Source organism: Polynucleobacter sp. AP-Sanab-80-C2, assembly GCF_035012965.1.
In the GTDB taxonomy this organism is placed as follows: Bacteria; Pseudomonadota; Gammaproteobacteria; order Burkholderiales; family Burkholderiaceae; genus Polynucleobacter.
Window position 1 is genome coordinate 68,076 of the sequence record NZ_JAYGQS010000005.1, and the last position, 15,263, is coordinate 83,338.

Annotated in this window: 16 protein-coding genes; 7 read left to right on the forward strand and 9 right to left on the reverse strand. The window is 45.2% G+C overall.

Features of this window, described 5'->3' with window-relative positions; all coding sequences use genetic code 11:
• Nucleotides 1-4: 4 nt before the first annotated feature.
• Entirely contained in the window at nt 5-292 is a 288-nt protein-coding gene (locus tag VC178_RS08890) for a hypothetical protein (protein WP_215295968.1), read from the reverse strand.
• A gap of 87 nt (nt 293-379) precedes the next feature.
• On the opposite strand from VC178_RS08890, the gene VC178_RS08895 reads away from it, so the two are divergent.
• Complete coding sequence (locus VC178_RS08895; RefSeq protein WP_323482272.1) at nt 380-1,363, forward strand: MDR family oxidoreductase; 984 nt, start codon at nt 380-382, stop codon at nt 1,361-1,363.
• Between the two features lie 24 nt (nt 1,364-1,387).
• Here the strand turns inward: VC178_RS08895 and VC178_RS08900 are convergent, their stop codons facing one another.
• Nucleotides 1,388-1,564 (reverse strand): DUF1289 domain-containing protein, encoded by a 177-nt coding sequence (locus tag VC178_RS08900; protein WP_215319221.1) that lies wholly within the window; start codon nt 1,562-1,564, stop codon nt 1,388-1,390.
• Between the two features lie 41 nt (nt 1,565-1,605).
• Between VC178_RS08900 and VC178_RS08905 the strand changes: the two genes are divergently transcribed.
• Complete coding sequence (locus VC178_RS08905) at nt 1,606-2,703, forward strand: MBL fold metallo-hydrolase (RefSeq protein WP_323482273.1); 1,098 nt, start codon at nt 1,606-1,608, stop codon at nt 2,701-2,703.
• On the opposite strand, the gene VC178_RS08910 is transcribed toward VC178_RS08905, so the two are convergent.
• Nucleotides 2,603-3,100, reverse strand: a complete 498-nt coding sequence (locus VC178_RS08910) for a PhaM family polyhydroxyalkanoate granule multifunctional regulatory protein (RefSeq protein WP_323482274.1) — start codon at nt 3,098-3,100, stop codon at nt 2,603-2,605. The two genes, VC178_RS08905 and VC178_RS08910, sit on opposite strands and share 101 nt — an antisense overlap.
• Before the next feature lie 38 nt (nt 3,101-3,138).
• On the opposite strand from VC178_RS08910, the gene VC178_RS08915 reads away from it, so the two are divergent.
• Entirely contained in the window at nt 3,139-4,203 is a 1,065-nt protein-coding gene (locus VC178_RS08915) for a homocysteine S-methyltransferase family protein (protein ID WP_323482275.1), read from the forward strand.
• Nucleotides 4,204-4,208: 5 nt separating this feature from the next.
• On the forward strand, nt 4,209-6,950 hold the full coding sequence (metH, locus tag VC178_RS08920) for a methionine synthase (protein WP_323482387.1): 2,742 nt from the start codon (nt 4,209-4,211) through the stop codon (nt 6,948-6,950).
• Here the strand turns inward: metH and VC178_RS08925 are convergent.
• Nucleotides 6,947-7,264, reverse strand: coding sequence for a DUF1840 domain-containing protein (locus VC178_RS08925; protein ID WP_323482276.1), 318 nt, complete (start codon nt 7,262-7,264; stop codon nt 6,947-6,949). The two genes, metH and VC178_RS08925, sit on opposite strands and share 4 nt — an antisense overlap.
• Nucleotides 7,265-7,332: 68 nt before the next feature.
• Here VC178_RS08925 and argS point away from each other — a divergent pair, with 68 nt between their 5' ends.
• The 3 genes from argS to VC178_RS08940 are packed head-to-tail and all read left to right on the forward strand — an operon-like array spanning nt 7,333 to nt 10,335.
• Nucleotides 7,333-9,027 (forward strand): arginine--tRNA ligase, encoded by a 1,695-nt coding sequence (argS, locus tag VC178_RS08930; protein ID WP_323482388.1) that lies wholly within the window; start codon nt 7,333-7,335, stop codon nt 9,025-9,027.
• 35 nt (nt 9,028-9,062) lie between these two features.
• Nucleotides 9,063-9,680 carry an SPOR domain-containing protein gene (locus VC178_RS08935; protein ID WP_323482277.1) on the forward strand — a complete coding sequence of 206 codons (618 nt, stop codon included), beginning with the start codon at nt 9,063-9,065 and terminating at the stop codon, nt 9,678-9,680.
• Between the two features lie 10 nt (nt 9,681-9,690).
• Nucleotides 9,691-10,335, forward strand: a complete 645-nt coding sequence (locus VC178_RS08940) for a thiol:disulfide interchange protein DsbA/DsbL (protein WP_323482389.1) — start codon at nt 9,691-9,693, stop codon at nt 10,333-10,335.
• Nucleotides 10,336-10,367: 32 nt separating this feature from the next.
• Here VC178_RS08940 and VC178_RS08945 read toward each other — a convergent pair whose 3' ends face one another.
• The 5 genes from VC178_RS08945 to VC178_RS08965 are packed head-to-tail and all read right to left on the reverse strand — an operon-like array spanning nt 10,368 to nt 15,185.
• Nucleotides 10,368-11,144: an SDR family NAD(P)-dependent oxidoreductase gene (locus VC178_RS08945; RefSeq protein ID WP_323482278.1), complete on the reverse strand. Its 777-nt coding sequence runs from the start codon at nt 11,142-11,144 to the stop codon at nt 10,368-10,370.
• Nucleotides 11,141-12,436 carry an SAM-dependent methyltransferase gene (locus tag VC178_RS08950; RefSeq protein ID WP_215295958.1) on the reverse strand — a complete coding sequence of 432 codons (1,296 nt, stop codon included), beginning with the start codon at nt 12,434-12,436 and terminating at the stop codon, nt 11,141-11,143. The genes VC178_RS08945 and VC178_RS08950 overlap by 4 nt, the downstream gene beginning before the upstream one ends.
• Entirely contained in the window at nt 12,433-13,218 is a 786-nt protein-coding gene (locus VC178_RS08955; protein WP_323482279.1) for a DUF1365 domain-containing protein, read from the reverse strand. The genes VC178_RS08950 and VC178_RS08955 overlap by 4 nt, the downstream gene beginning before the upstream one ends.
• Nucleotides 13,219-14,607 carry an NAD(P)/FAD-dependent oxidoreductase gene (locus VC178_RS08960; RefSeq protein ID WP_323482280.1) on the reverse strand — a complete coding sequence of 463 codons (1,389 nt, stop codon included), beginning with the start codon at nt 14,605-14,607 and terminating at the stop codon, nt 13,219-13,221.
• A complete protein-coding gene (locus VC178_RS08965) occupies nt 14,604-15,185 on the reverse strand; it encodes a glutathione peroxidase (RefSeq protein WP_215319194.1) in 582 nt (193 codons plus the stop codon). The genes VC178_RS08960 and VC178_RS08965 overlap by 4 nt, the downstream gene beginning before the upstream one ends.
• Nucleotides 15,186-15,263 lie beyond the last annotated feature (78 nt).

The following is a 15,263-nucleotide window of genomic DNA, read 5'->3' on the forward strand; positions in this document are numbered from 1 at the left end:
CGACTTACTTTGCCTCTGCTGGGGCGATAGTAGTTCCTGGAATGGGAATCAATACTTCATTTTCTTCCGCCTTCACGCATTTAAAACGATATTCCTTGCCAGCCTTGGATAAGAAGCTGGCACCTTCATAAAAATCGCTCTTACAAGTCTTAGTCGCAAAATCCATCACGTCTTGTGGGTTCGCACTAGAGGTAATGAGGCGCATATTGCCCATAGACATATTGATTTGGGTAGAGTAGCACCCAGAGAGCATCAAACCAGAAATCGCGGTTAATAGTAGAATTTTTTTCATGGAAGCCTCCATAATTAGCAATGCTCGTTAGGATAAACCTATTAAGCAAAAGCTGTGGGGAATTGCCTCGTTTGAAAAGGAAGAGACATGTTTAAAGCAATATTGATTAATAAGGATGACCAGGGTTATCGAGCCGAATTGGGCCAGGCAGATGAGGCCAATCTCCCTGAGGGCGATGTGCGGGTAAGGGTCTTATATTCCACCCTCAATTACAAGGATGGTTTAGCGATTACTGGCAAAAGCCCAGTAGTGCGTAGTTTTCCAATGGTTCCGGGGATCGATTTTGCTGGCGAAGTGATAGAAAGCTCTAGCCCTGATTTTAAGACTGGTGACATGGTACTTTTGAATGGCTGGGGGGTTGGTGAGGGGCATTGGGGTGGATTAGCTCAGCAGGCTAGGGTAAAGGCTGATTGGCTGATTCCTTTGCCCAAAGGCTTTACCGCCAAACAAGCTTTAGCAATTGGTACTGCTGGGTATACCGCAATGCTGTGTGTCATGGGCTTGCAAAAGCATGGTCTCAAACCAAGTGATGGTGAGGTATTGGTAACGGGCGCTGCAGGTGGTGTAGGTAGTTTTGCCGTCCACTTGTTGAGTAAGCTGGGTTTCACGGTCGTTGCTAGTACAGGTCGAATAGCCGAAGCGGATTATTTGAAAAAACTAGGTGCTGCTGAAGTGATTGATCGTGCAACTTTGTCTGCACCAGGAAAACCTTTAGCTAAAGAACGTTGGGCAGCAGTATTAGATAGCGTTGGCAGTCATACTTTGGCTAACGCCTGTGCACAGACGAAGAGCAATGGTGCAGTCGCTGCCTGTGGTCTTGCGCAAGGTATGGATTTTCCATCCAGTGTTGCGCCATTTATTTTGCGTGGCGTCACTTTGTATGGCGTGAATAGCGTTACCGTTCCCCGTGAAAAACGAATTGCGGCTTATGAGCAACTTAGTAAGTTAGTGGATTTGAAAACACTTGATGAAATTTCTCATGAAATTACTTTAGGCGAATCACTTCAGTATGCTCAAGAGTTGATGGCGGGCAATGTGCGTGGACGTTTGATTGTGGACGTCAATAAGTAAACTTTTTAAAAAGCGTTTATTGAACTATTGAGCAGCTTGAGGTTTGCGAGTTTCTAGTTGTGACCAAACCTTGAGTTTCTCTGCATTTGAAAGTTCTGACCAATCTGCGATTTCAGTAAGCGTGCGATAGCAACCTCGACAATACCCATTTTCAGGATTCATGTCGCACCAGTTGATACAAGGTGATGGTACTGTAGTCAAAGTAAGTCTAGATGTATTAGAAAAAACGAAAAAATAAATTCATGAGCACTCAAAAACAAACTGCTGCAGAAAGTGCACTCCATTATCCCTTAGGTGATCAGCTTCCACAGGCAGGGGAGTCTATTGAGGTAGTGCCTGGAGTGCGCTGGCTCAGAATGCGCCTGCCATTCGCATTGGACCATATCAATCTGTGGTTATTACGAGATGAAATTGATGGCATTGCCGGTTGGACCATCATAGATTGTGGCATTGCAAATGATGAAACTAAAGCCTCGTGGGAACAGATTTTTGCAAGTCAATTAGAAGGTCTGCCGGTGCTAAGGGTCCTTGTGACTCACATGCATCCCGACCATGTTGGCTTGTCACAATGGCTGTGCGAAAAGTGGAAGGTGCCTCTATGGATTTCCATGACGGACTATTTAACGGCGCAGTGGTTAAGTTGCAAAGAAGGTGGCGCTGCTATTGGTGCACGCGCTGGTGGGGGCGGCTCAGCAGATCATTTTCAGAGGCATGGTTTAACTGCTCTAGAAGATCTAGAAAAAATTCGGGCGCGCTCAAATTACTACAGCAATATGGTTCCTGGCGTGCCTCGTCAATATCGTCGCATCCTTGATGGCGAATTGATTTTGATCGGTAGTCATTCTTGGCAGGTCATCATGGGTTACGGGCACGCACCGGAGCACGCATCGCTTTTTTGTAAAGAACTTGGCTTATTAATTTCTGGCGACATGTTGTTACCTCGTATCTCTACTAATATCAGTGTTTATGATGCTGACCCGGATGCTGATCCACTGGGGCTTTACTTGCAATCCCTAGAAAAATATTTGCCCTTGCCTGATGAAACTTTGGTACTTCCTTCGCATGGCAAACCGTTTACTGGCATGAAGCCTCGGATTGCACAACTCAATGCTCATCATGATGAGCGTTTAGCAGAAGCGCTTGGTGCCTGTCAAAAACCAGCAACTGCTCGTGAGATAGTGCCAGTTTTATTTAAGCGTGAATTAGATATTCATCAACTCACATTTGCAATGGGCGAGGCTATTGCGCATCTGAATTACCTACTTCGTCGAGGAAAGTTGGATCGCCAGCTTTGCGAGGACGGCGTGTTGAGGTTTTCCGCGGTTTCGCTTTCGGTTTAGCACTGGTTTTTTTAGTCTCAGGCTCTTCACGAGGCGTCGTGGCTGCAGCCCCGGCTGCTGATACGGCATCCCCAAAAGACTTCAAGGCCATCATCGTGGCGTGTTGTACCTCGAGACCTTGAATGGTTGACTTCAGAATATTCAAGTTAAGGTTGAGCCAATTCTCGACGCTTTTCAGGTCTTTAATGCGCTTCTCGAGCTCATCAATATCCATGCCTGGAAAAGCGGATCCAATCCCCCCGGCAGCCTTTGAGGCATCAGTAGTAAAGGGAAATTGCCCAGCTTGACCTGCTGCACCTTGGCCCCACATGGTTTTAAACATTTCTAGGCTTTGATTAAATTCTGGAATGGTTCCAAACATAGAGGCTCCGGGATAAATAAAAAGTGGCTTTTCCAATAGAATAAGGGATTCTAGAGATTAATCCCGGTTAAGCAATGCAATTTAATGGTTTGTCCCAGCCTTATACCCGTGGTCAGGCACTTCCTGATCTGCTGAAGCAGCGCATCCTGATATTGGATGGTGCAATGGGAACTATGATTCAGCAGTACAAGCTCAGTGAAGCAGATTACCGTGGGTTGCCTACTAATACCCGTTTTGCGGATCATCCAGGCGATATTAAGGGTAACAATGAACTCTTAGTACTGACTCAGCCACAAATTATTAGCAAGATCCATGAGCAATATTTGGATGCCGGTGCAGATATTATTGAAACGAACACATTTGGTGCAACTTCAGTAGCGCAAGAAGATTACAAAATGGCAGGTTTGGCACGGGAGATGAATGAAGTCTCTGCAAGGCTTGCGCGCGCTGCTTGTGAAAAATACAGTACACCTGAAAAGCCACGTTTTGCCGCAGGAGCAATTGGACCTACTCCAAAGACAGCCAGCATCTCCCCAGATGTGAATGACCCAGGCGCACGTAATGTGACCTTTGATGCTTTATGTGCCTCCTACCGTGAACAGATCGAAGGTCTATTTGCAGGCGGGGTCGATTTATTCTTAGTTGAAACTATATTCGATACTCTGAATGCAAAAGCGGCCCTGTTTGCACTGGATGAATTTTTTGAAGAGACGGGTGAGCGCTTGCCAGTGATGATTTCTGGAACGGTCACTGATGCCTCTGGTCGCATTCTCTCTGGTCAAACAGTTGAAGCGTTCTGGAATAGTTTGCGCCACATCAAGCCACTAACATTTGGATTGAACTGCGCTCTCGGTGCTGCATTAATGCGCCCTTATATCGCAGAGCTTTCACGTATCTGCGACACAGCAGTGTCATGCTACCCCAATGCAGGTCTGCCAAATCCAATGAGCGACACGGGCTTTGATGAGACGCCTGATATCACATCAGGTCTAGTGGATGGTTTTGCAAAAGATGGCTTAGTGAATTTGGTCGGTGGTTGCTGTGGTACTACACCCGATCACATTCGGGCAATTGCTAATGCCGTTGCGAAGCGTAAACCGCGCGCGTTCTATCGTGAAAATGCAGAGGAATCAGCATGAGTAAGATGGATAAAAAAACAATACCAGCGATGAAACTTTCTGGCCTTGAGCCCTTCAATGTAACTTCTGCTGTCGGTTTCGTGAATATTGGTGAGCGTACTAATGTAACTGGATCTAAAGCATTTTCTCGGATGATTTTGAATAATCAATTTGATGAGGCGCTAGTAGTGGCTCGCCAGCAAGTTGAAAGCGGTGCTCAAGTCATTGATATCAATATGGATGAGGCCATGTTGGATTCAGAAGCGGCGATGACGCGCTTCTTAAATCTGATTGCCTCCGAGCCTGACATTGCTCGCGTGCCCATCATGATCGATTCTTCTAAGTGGAGTGTGATTGAAGCAGGGCTGAAATGTATTCAAGGGAAACCGATTGTGAATTCGATTTCCTTAAAAGAAGGTGAAGAATCTTTTCGTAAACAAGCTCGCTTGATCCGTCGCTATGGCGCTGCTTCGGTAGTGATGGCGTTTGATGAAGTCGGTCAAGCCGATACCTTTAAGCGCAAGACCGAGATTTGTCAGCGTTGCTACAGCATCTTAGTCAATGAAATCGGCTTTCCAGCCGAAGATATTATTTTTGATCCTAATATCTTTGCGATTGCCACAGGTATTGAAGAGCACGATAACTACGCAGTCGATTTTATTAACGCTACTCGCTGGATTAAAGAAAATCTGCCGGGCGCCAAGGTCAGTGGTGGCGTTTCGAATGTGAGCTTCTCTTTCCGCGGCAATGATCGCGTACGCGAGGCTATTCATACGGTATTCCTGTATCACGCTATCCAAGCAGGCATGGATATGGGCATCGTCAATGCTGGTCAATTAGGTGTCTATGCAGATTTAGATCCTGAGTTGCGTGAGCGCGTTGAAGATGTCGTGCTAAACCGCTTTAAAGATAAAGATGGTCAAACGCCAACTGAGAGATTGCTGGCTATTGCTGATCAATTCAAAGGCGATGGTACTAAGCAGATTGAGAACTTGGTCTGGCGCGATAACCTAGTGCGCGATCGTTTAACGCATGCTTTGGTTCATGGCATCACCACATTTATCGAAGAAGATACCGAAGAGCTGCGTGCGGAAATTATGGGCGCTGGCGGTAGACCAATTGAGGTTATTGAAGGCCCTCTGATGGATGGCATGAACGTAGTTGGCGACTTATTCGGCGCCGGCAAAATGTTCTTGCCCCAGGTCGTAAAGAGCGCACGTGTGATGAAACAAGCGGTTGCCATTCTGATTCCTTACATTGAAGAAGAAAAGCGTCAGCACATTGCTGCTGGTGGCGAAGCGAAAGCTAAGGGCAAGATCGTGATGGCTACCGTTAAAGGTGACGTTCATGATATTGGTAAAAATATTGTGACAGTAGTTCTGCAATGTAATAACTTTGAAGTGGCTAATATGGGTGTGATGGTACCCTGTGCAGAAATTCTGAAGCGTGCCAAAGAAGAAAATGCTGACATTGTTGGCTTATCAGGACTAATTACGCCATCACTTGAAGAGATGACTTATGTTGCGCAAGAGATGCAGCGCGATGATTATTTCCGTGAGCGTCAAATTCCTTTAATGATTGGTGGCGCTACTACTTCTCGTGTTCATACTGCCGTGAAGATTGCTCCGCATTATGATGGCCCGGTGGTTTATGTGCCAGACGCCTCGCGTTCGGTATCGGTTGCCTCAAGCTTGCTCTCTGATGAAAGTGCCAAGAAGTTTATTCAAGACTTGCGCGATGATTATGTCCGTATTCGTGAGCAACATGCCAACAAGAAGGCTGCCCCAACCATTTCCTTAGAAGCTGCTCGTAAAAATCGCGAGATGATTGATTGGTCTAGCTACGTTCCAGAAAAGCCAAAGTTTATTGGACGCCGCGTTTTTAAAAACTTTGCACTGAGTGATATTGCTAAATACATCGATTGGACACCATTCTTTCAAACTTGGGATTTAGCAGGAAAATTTCCGGCTATTTTGGATGATGAAGTAGTTGGAGTAGAGGCACGCAAAGTGTATGCCGATGCTCAGGCTATGTTGGATAAGTTGGTGAAGGGTCAATGGCTTCAAGCTGATGCTGTGGTCGCTTTTTACCCGGCCAATACAGTGGGTGATGATATTGTTTTATATAGCGATGAGGCTCGCCAACATCCATTATTTGTTTGGCACAATTTGCGCCAACAGTCTGAACGCCCAGTGGTCGATGGTGCGCGCAGACCTAATCGTTGTCTAGCAGATTACGTAGCGCCAAAAGATTCTGGTGTGGCTGACTATCTTGGCTGCTTCGCAGTGACTACTGGCCATGGTGTTGAAAAGAAAGTTGCTGAGTTTCAGGTAAAGCATGATGACTACAGTGCCATTATGTTGAAGGCTCTGGCAGATCGTTTGGCTGAAGCGTTTGCAGAACTAATGCACCATCGCGTGCGAACTGATTTGTGGGGCTATGCAACAGATGAGCTTTTAACCAACGATCAGATGATCAATGAAGAATATCGTGGTATTCGTCCCGCGCCTGGTTATCCTGCTTGCCCAGCTCATGAAGTGAAGCAGGACTTGCTTAGAGTGATTGGCTCTGAAGATATTGGCATGACTCTGACTGAGTCAATGGCGATGAATCCAGCTTCTAGCGTGAGCGGTTTTTATATGGCTCATCCAGATGCGCAATACTTTAATGTTGGAAAAATGAGTAGCGATCAAGTGGAGGATCTTGCTCAGCGTCGAGGGCAGTCTGTCGAGGATGTCCGCCGTCAATTAGCTAGCTTGATAGATTAAACACCCCACATCACAGGCTCATTTTTGGCTTTAGCCTGTTTCATGAGTTCTAAAAAAGGATAAGCCCTTTGGCCAAGTCGGTCGGTTAACTTTGGCTTTTCAGTTTTTTCATTAGCCGGATTATTTGCCTTAGAGCGTTCTTCAAGGTCTTGAAGGATGGCTGTTTCCAAGGCCGTAATGAGAGTTGGGAGCTGTTCTTTAGTGAGGATCCCTATGGGTTCCAGTGGCCGACCCAAAATATCAAAAATTCGCTGAGTCAGATCCGCCAGCATGATGACGTCCGGACCTGCTTTGGAGCGAAATTGATAGATCATTTTGATAGCTTACCACCTGATAAACTCACTTATCTATGTTGCTGACTAATAAAAATCGTTTAATTGAAATGCTGGGCGCAGCCCTTCAAGGCTTGGCTCAAGAGCGCGGATTAGGTGAGACACCAGCGCCCCGCTTAGAGCGTCCTAAGGCTGTTGATCATGGCGATGTCGCCTGTAATATTGCGCTCCAACTTTCAAAAGCATGGAAGCTCAACCCAAGAGAGCTCGCCCAAGCTTTGGTAGAGCGTTTACAAAAACAGCCTGACTTTAAGCAATTAATCGCTTCCTGTGAAATCGCTGGTCCAGGCTTTATTAATTTCAGACTAAGCAATGCAGCCAAAACGGCAGTAGTTGGAGAGATTCTTTTGGGCGGCTCTCATTTTGGTGAGATTGCTCAAGGAGGCAAGCCTATTGCTAGCGCTATGATTGAATTCGTTTCAGCCAATCCCACTGGCCCATTGCATGTTGGTCATGGCAGGCAGGCGGCACTTGGTGATGCGTTAGCAAATCTATTAGCTACCCAGGGAATTAAGGTGCATCGTGAGTTTTATTACAACGATGCGGGCGTTCAGATAGCCAACCTTGCTTTATCTGTTCAGGCGCGTCTGAATGGTTTGAAACCTGGTGATACTAATTGGCCTGAGCAAGCTTATAACGGTGAATATATTGCAGAGATTGCAACAGCATTTAAAGCATCTCCCGAATATCGCGATGATCTAGAAGCTATTCGTCAATTTGCTGTTGCGTATTTGCGCAATGAGCAAGATATCGATTTGAAAATATTTGGTGTGAAGTTTGATTGCTATTACCTAGAGTCTTCTTTATATACAGATGGTAGCGTTGGTGAGATTGTTCAGGATTTACAGAGCATTGGTAAGACCTATGAATCCGAGGGTGCACTTTGGCTCAGAACAACTGATGATGGCGATGACAAAGATCGTGTGATGCGTAAGTCCGATGGTAGCTTTACTTACTTTGTTCCTGATGTCGCATACCACGCCAGCAAATGGAACCGTGGCTTTACAAAAGTGATCAATGTGCAAGGTAGCGATCACCACGGCACGATTGCACGTGTCCGTTCAGGCTTGCAGGGTGTGGCTCAGAAGCGTGGTTGGGAAATCCCGAAGACATATCCAGACTATGTATTGCATAAGATGGTTACCGTGATGCGCAATGGCGAAGAGGTCAAAATTTCTAAGCGGGCTGGTTCATACGTGACAGTGCGCGATTTAGTTGAGTGGTCTGGCGGTGTTACCCCAGAAATGACACTAGAGGAAAGAGAGTTAGCGCTACAGCGCGGACGTGATGCGGTACGCTTTTTCCTCATCTCTCGCAAAGCGGATACAGAATTTGTATTTGATATTGATTTAGCGCTTCAACAAAACGATGAGAACCCTGTCTTCTATGTGCAATACGCCCATGCGCGGATTAGTTCGATCCTGCAGCAATGGGGCGGCAGCACGTCAGATCTAGCGGGTGCAGATTTATCTTTATTGCAAAGTAAGGCTTCAGATCATTTGCTAAGACGTTTGGCTGAGTATCCTGAGGTGTTAACAGATGCAGCAGCTGAATTAGCCCCGCATGCGCTTGCTTTCTATTTGCGGGATTTGGCGGGAGATTTCCATACTTTCTACAATGCCGATCGTGTATTGGTAGATGATGAAAGCCTGAAATTAGCCCGACTTGCTCTTTTATCAGCCACCCGCCAAGTTCTACAGAATGGTTTAAAGGTTCTAGGGGTATCTGCACCAGCAAAGATGTAGTAGCAAAGAATAGCGTGAATAGGTAAGATGAGGAAATGATGAAAAAACCGAATCAGCAGGATGGCTTCATGAAGCACGAAAGAGAATCTATTCCTGTTAATAATGCTCAATATGGCGGCACTATTCTGGGCTTTGTTTTGGGTTTAGGCGCTGGTCTTGGGATTGCATTTTTTATTGCTTTCTACCTTTCTAAAAATACGCCTCAAGAAAGACCTGGCGTACGCGCGCCAAATTTACCAATGTTGATTAAGCCTGCCGCTCAAGCTGACGGAGAGGCTGCTGCCCCCGCAGAGCAATTAGATTTGAATAAGCCACTACAAGGCAAAAGTCCTGCACCAGCTACCACTGATCCTATTGGCGATTTGGTAGGCGGTAAGAAGTCAGCGGAAGCTGCTGCTCAAGCAGCCGCAAAGAGCGATGCTATTTATTTCTTGCAGGTTGGTGCTTTTACAAAACGTGCAGATGCAGATGCGCAAAAAGCAAGCCTAGCTATTCAGGGTATCCAAACACAATTGAGCGAAGTTACTGCTGATGGAAATACTCTATGGCGTGTTCGCTCAGGGCCCTACAACAGTCCTGAAGAAAGCAATCCAGCGCGTGACAAGTTAAATACCTTGGGCATCAAACCCACTCTTATCAAAGCTAGCAAGTAAAGTAAACATGATGATCGCATTTAGTAAAAGAGTATTTTTTGTATTCTTCTTTATTTTTTTGAGTGGCCTTGCCATTGCGCAGGGACAAAAAATTGAAGAGGGATTTGAATATCGCGTTTTGCCTGTGCCTCAGCCAGTGGAAACCAAAGGCAAAGTTGAGGTCATTGAATTCTTTTGGTATGGCTGTCCCCATTGCTATGACTTTGAGCCTGAGCTTAGTGCTTGGGTGAAGCGTCAACCAAAAGATGTAGTTTTCCGTAGAGTGCCAGTAGCGTTCCGCGATGATTTCTTACCACATAGCCAACTTTTCTATGCGCTTGAGGCGATGGGTAAAGGTAATGCCTTGAATGAGAAGGTGATGTATGCGATGCATAAGGAAAATAAACGTTTACTGACCGAGCCTGAAATTACAGATTGGGTTGCCTCACAAGGCGTTGATAGCAATACTTTTTTAGCCACCTATCGCTCCTTTGCTGTTGTGGCTAAGGCAAGAGCTGCTAAGCAATTGGCGGAGGCATATCGTATTGACGGTGTTCCTACGATTGTGATGCAGGGCAAGTACGTTACTTCACCATCTATCGCTGGGACCAAAGCTAAAGCAATTGCTGTGATGGATTATCTCGAAGAGAAAATTAGGAAAGATAAGTACAAGTAGTAATTCTCAATCATTACAGGCACTCTTCTTGCTTAGATTTTGACGAAGCGCCGCACAATCCAAAAATAGAGTGGATAAGGCAGAATTCTTAAGAACTTTAAAAATCCTGAGAATCTCTTGGGGAAGTGAATATCAAATTCCCCTCTTTGGATGCCGCTTAAGATTTCTTTGGCAGCTTCTTCAGCCGTAATCAAGGCAGGCATTTCAAAATCATTTTGAGCAGTAGCCTCGGTTGCAACAAAACCCGGGGAGATCATATGAACACTGATACCTTGCGGTAGTAAATCGTAGTACAGAGTTTCACAGAAATTGATGATGCCGGCTTTACTAGGGCCATAAGCTAATGCTTTAGGTAGGCCGCTATATCCTGCAACGCTACCAACAATGGCAATATGTCCGGAATGCGCCTTGAGCATTTCAGGTAGGACTAGTGCAACTGCCCTCATGGGTCCGAGGAGATTGGCATCAATCGTTTGCTCTGCAATATTGATCTCAAAATCGTCTGCCCGTAAGGGCACATAGATGCCTGAGACAAATAGTAATAAATCTAATCCACCCCAAGTTTTAAGGAGAGCCTGATAGCCTTGAGTGAGTTGATCACGATTGGTGACATCTAATGGAATGACTAAGGTTTGAGCAAGCTTTGCATGCTCTGCGATTGCATTTAAACGTTCTACTCTTCTGCTCGATAACGCAACTTTAGCGCCTTGATTGATGAAGGCTTTAGCGCATGCTTCGCCAATTCCGCTAGAGGCGCCAATGACCCAGATGCGCTTTCCTGCAAAATTTGCTATACCTATTTGTTTCATGCTGTCAGCGCATCCGGAGATGTTGGGGCTTGCTGATGACTTAAAGTGAACTGCACAACATCAATATTGCGCTCTGAAAATCCTGCGGCACAATACATCAAATAGAAATTCCAAAGTCTGATGAATGCCTCATCAAAGCCTAGTTCGCGAACTTCTTGGAGTTTTTGGTTAAAACTGTCGCGCCAGAGGCAGAGTGTTTTGGCATAGTCTGATCCAAACGCAAATTCCGCCTCAATTTGAAGGCCAGCCTTTTCTGCGCTTGCTTTAAAGCTAGAGCGAGAAGGTAGCATTCCACCTGGAAAGACATATTGCTGAATAAAGTCAGTGTTGTGGCGATAGCGTTCAAATAATTCTTCAGCAATCACAATCGTTTGAATGCAGGCTTTACCGCCAGCCTTGAGGCATTTAGCAATCATCTGAAAGTATTCTGGCCAATGTTTTTCTCCAACAGCTTCAAACATTTCAACGGAAGCAATCCCATTGAATTTTTCTTGGCAGTCACGATAGTCTTGCAACCGAACTTCAAACGATTGGGCTTTATTTGCTTTTGCCTCTATCTTTGCCAAACGATTTTCAGCAAAGGCTTTTTGTTCAGTCGAAAGTGTCAGGCCAGTAATGGAGCGCTCACTTAATAATGCCTCCTCCATAATGCCACCCCAGCCACAGCCAATCTCTAATATATGATCTCCTGGTCTAGTCTTGAGTGATTCCAGAATCCGCCTGATCTTAGCGCGCTGCGCTTCAGCCAGTGTTTGCCTGTCGCTTTCTGAGAACCAGGCACTGGAGTAACTCATCGTTGGGTCTAACCACAGGCTATAAAAAGCATTCCCTAGATCGTAGTGTGCATGAATATTCTTGCGGCTACCAGCTTTGCTGTTATCGCGAAGCCAGTGCTTAAAACGGTAGAGGATCGATCCAAACCAGCTACCGTAAATTGCTTTTTCAAGAATGGTGCGATTGCGAATAGCCAATTCCAAAATCGCTTGGAGATTAGAGGTATTCCACTCGCCGCGGATATAGCTCTCTGCAAAGCCGATATCGCCATGTGACATCACTTGTTTGAAAACAGACCAATCATGAATTTGAATGTCAGCATTCAATGAATCTGTATGCTTACCAAATTCTCGTATTTCACCATCTGGCAAAGTCATTTTGAGATAGCCACTGCTGAGTCTGGACAAACTGGTCAGAAGTGCTTTGCTACTGAGATCTTTACTAGATGAGTTAATCGCGCGGTTTTGCGGGCGCGAAAAATTGAGTCGTGAGAGTAAGTTTTGTCCGGGGCGATTCATCTACTGACTTCAAATTCTGGTGGTTTAGGTTTTGAATGAAAGGGTACACCTTTAATCCATAATTTTAATGCTTGCCAGTGAATACGGAAAATGACTCCCAAGCTCATTAATGGGTAGCGTAAGAGCGCTAAATAAAGCGTGGATTTGCTAAGCAGGCGGCTTTTTCCGCTAATGCTGGTATTGATGAGGGGCAGGCCATCTTCGTGAAGTTCAATACGGGCAACAGAGTGTTGCTTGGAATTGCTATCTTGAGCAAACAAAAACCGGAACCGATATTCACCACGGACTGCACAAAAAGGTGACACATGAAATACTTTTTTACTGGTGAGGGTCTCGCCCGATAGAAGCGGCTCTCCAGAATCTTTGTGTAATAAATAACAGTGACGCTCGCCAAAAGTATTATTTACTTCAGCCAATACTGCGTAAACTTTTCCATCTGCCTCGGAGCAGATCCAAAAGCTGACAGGGTTAAAAACATAACCCAATACTCTAGGAAAAGTTTGTAACCAAATTTCCCCATCCTTATTCAGTAGATTGTTTTCTTGCAGAATATTTTCAATCCAGGCTAGACTGTCTTTGCCTCCAAGCCCATGGTCTTTATCGAAGAATGAACATAAACCTAGTTTGTTGTCGCCTAGACCAAAATTGCTCAGAAGCTGAGGATTTTGTCTGCGAGCCCGCATCGGGATAGACACGGTAAATACACCATATCCAAAAGCATTCTTTGCCGGTCGAAGACGGCTATGTTTTACATCTCCAAAGTTAATCTTTGCTTGATTCATTTAGCGTGCATCTTGTTTTGGGATGACATTGAGAGCCGGGCGGATGCTTTCAATTAAAGCTTCTGCGACTAGTTCGCCAGAGCGCAGACCATCTTCATGGAAGCCAAAGCCAGTCCATGCCCCGCAATACCAAATGGATGAGTTACCTTGAATGAGTGGCAACTCTTTCTGTGCTTGAATAGCGCCCATGTCAAATATTGGATGTGAGTAATGAATTTCTTGATGTACTAGTTTTGGATCTGGTTCTGAGGAGGGGTTAAGACTCACAATAATTTGGGTATTGTTGAGTTTTGCAGGTAAAGGCTGTAAGCGATTAATGAGGTAATTGACGCTAACGTGCTGCTTCGAGCTTGGTGCTGCACCAGACTTTGCTGTGTAGTTCCATGCAGCCCAGCAACGCTTTGCTTCCGGCAAGAAATTGGTATCCGTGTGTAAAATCGCACGATTTTTTTGATAGGGAATGGCGGCTAAGATATTTCTGGCTTGTTGCTCAATCCCATGCACAAGCTCTAAGGCTTGATCGCTATGACAGGCCATCACTACTTCGTCAAACCAGGCTGAGCCTGCTGAACTAACCACTTCAACTTGGGCGCTTTCATCTTGGCTTGTGTTGACGCGCAATACAGAATCACGCTTGATCGCAACCTGATTTTTTTCTAAGGCACTGACTAAGCGCTTTACGTATTCTCGGGATCCACCTTGAATGGTGAGCCATTGCGGCCGATTTTGAATTTGCAGCAAACCGTGATTGTGACAAAAGCGGATCATCGTCTGAATTGGAAATTCCAGCATTTGCTCCACAGAGCAAGACCAGATCGCACCAATCATAGGCAGGAAATAATTCTCTCTAAAGCTTTGACTAAAGCGATTTCGGTTTAGGAAATTAGCAATCGTTTCATCTGGCTGAGTATGAAGATGACCCGCAGCAATCTGTTCATGAGCAAGCCGAGTTGCCATGCGATTAAAACGCAGAATGTCATAAGCCATACGCCAAAATGACAGAGATAGTAAATTAGAGCGTTGTCCGAAAAATGAATTGATATCATTGCCAGCCCACTCAATCTTTGGATGCGCAGGATTTTTTTTAGAAACATCAATCGACACAGAAAAAGACATTTCAGAAGGGGCAACTGGAGCCTGGATTTCCTCGAACAGTCTAACTAGTCTAGGGTAGGTCTTACGGTTAAATACTAGAAAGCCAGTATCAACACCGTGCGTAATATTTTCGCCAGCGATATTGCAAGTAAAGTCAACGGTATTGCTGTGACCACCAATATGATCCCCGCCTTCGTATATTGTCAGTTCAATATCTGGGTTCTGTCTTAATGCATATGCACACCCAAGTCCGGAGATGCCAGCGCCAACAATCGCAATTCTTTTTTTGCTCACTGAACTTTTTCCTCTAGGAGTTTTTCTATTTGATTGGTGATGCTGCTACTAGTGGGCTTGGTCATACTTCCAAAAGAATCAATCACATTGCCATTACGGTCTATTAAATATTTATAGAAATTCCATTTTGGCGTTGTGCCTGTTTTGGCAATTAACATTTTGAAGAGGGGGTTCGGGTTACTTCCAGAAACATTACTCTTGGCAAACATCGGGAACTTCACATCGTAAGTATTTTTACAAAAGTCAGCAATTTCTTTGTTACTGCCTGGTTCTTGTTGGCCAAAGTCATTCGATGGAAAGCCCAGCACAACAAAACCTCGATCTTTATATTTAGCGTAAATTTTTTCGAGACCTTCATACTGGCTCGTAAATCCGCAAAAACTCGCTGTATTGACCGCCAGGATGACCTTGCCTTGGTATTGGCAAAGACTTTGCGGTGCTTCGTCTTGGAGGCGTAGGAAAGTGTGCGAAAGCAGGGGGCTGCAATTAGGGGCGGCATTTGCAATCTCGATTCCAGAAATAGAGAAAAAGAGTACGAAAAGCCAACCAGCCACTTTATTGAGTCTCTTGCGGTTCATATTGTCACTTTATTTTTCTGCTTTTGAGTGCCCAAGTTTAAGACATTCTGGGTAATATCGCAGCTTAGTTTGTAATGC

What these genes read in the sequence shown, in the direction of transcription:
- VC178_RS08890 (WP_215295968.1), bottom strand. Translation starts at nt 292, where the DNA reads ATGAAAAAAATTCTACTATTAACCGCGATTTCTGGTTTGATGCTCTCT.
- VC178_RS08895 (WP_323482272.1), top strand. Translation starts at nt 380, where the DNA reads ATGTTTAAAGCAATATTGATTAATAAGGATGACCAGGGTTATCGAGCC.
- VC178_RS08905 (WP_323482273.1), top strand. Translation starts at nt 1,606, where the DNA reads ATGAGCACTCAAAAACAAACTGCTGCAGAAAGTGCACTCCATTATCCC.
- VC178_RS08915 (WP_323482275.1), top strand. Translation starts at nt 3,139, where the DNA reads ATGCAATTTAATGGTTTGTCCCAGCCTTATACCCGTGGTCAGGCACTT.
- metH (WP_323482387.1), top strand. Translation starts at nt 4,209, where the DNA reads ATGGATAAAAAAACAATACCAGCGATGAAACTTTCTGGCCTTGAGCCC.
- VC178_RS08925 (WP_323482276.1), bottom strand. Translation starts at nt 7,264, where the DNA reads ATGATCTATCAATTTCGCTCCAAAGCAGGTCCGGACGTCATCATGCTG.
- argS (WP_323482388.1), top strand. Translation starts at nt 7,333, where the DNA reads ATGCTGGGCGCAGCCCTTCAAGGCTTGGCTCAAGAGCGCGGATTAGGT.
- VC178_RS08935 (WP_323482277.1), top strand. Translation starts at nt 9,063, where the DNA reads ATGATGAAAAAACCGAATCAGCAGGATGGCTTCATGAAGCACGAAAGA.
- VC178_RS08940 (WP_323482389.1), top strand. Translation starts at nt 9,691, where the DNA reads ATGATCGCATTTAGTAAAAGAGTATTTTTTGTATTCTTCTTTATTTTT.
- VC178_RS08945 (WP_323482278.1), bottom strand. Translation starts at nt 11,144, where the DNA reads ATGAAACAAATAGGTATAGCAAATTTTGCAGGAAAGCGCATCTGGGTC.
- VC178_RS08950 (WP_215295958.1), bottom strand. Translation starts at nt 12,436, where the DNA reads ATGAATCGCCCCGGACAAAACTTACTCTCACGACTCAATTTTTCGCGC.
- VC178_RS08955 (WP_323482279.1), bottom strand. Translation starts at nt 13,218, where the DNA reads ATGAATCAAGCAAAGATTAACTTTGGAGATGTAAAACATAGCCGTCTT.
- VC178_RS08965 (WP_215319194.1), bottom strand. Translation starts at nt 15,185, where the DNA reads ATGAACCGCAAGAGACTCAATAAAGTGGCTGGTTGGCTTTTCGTACTC.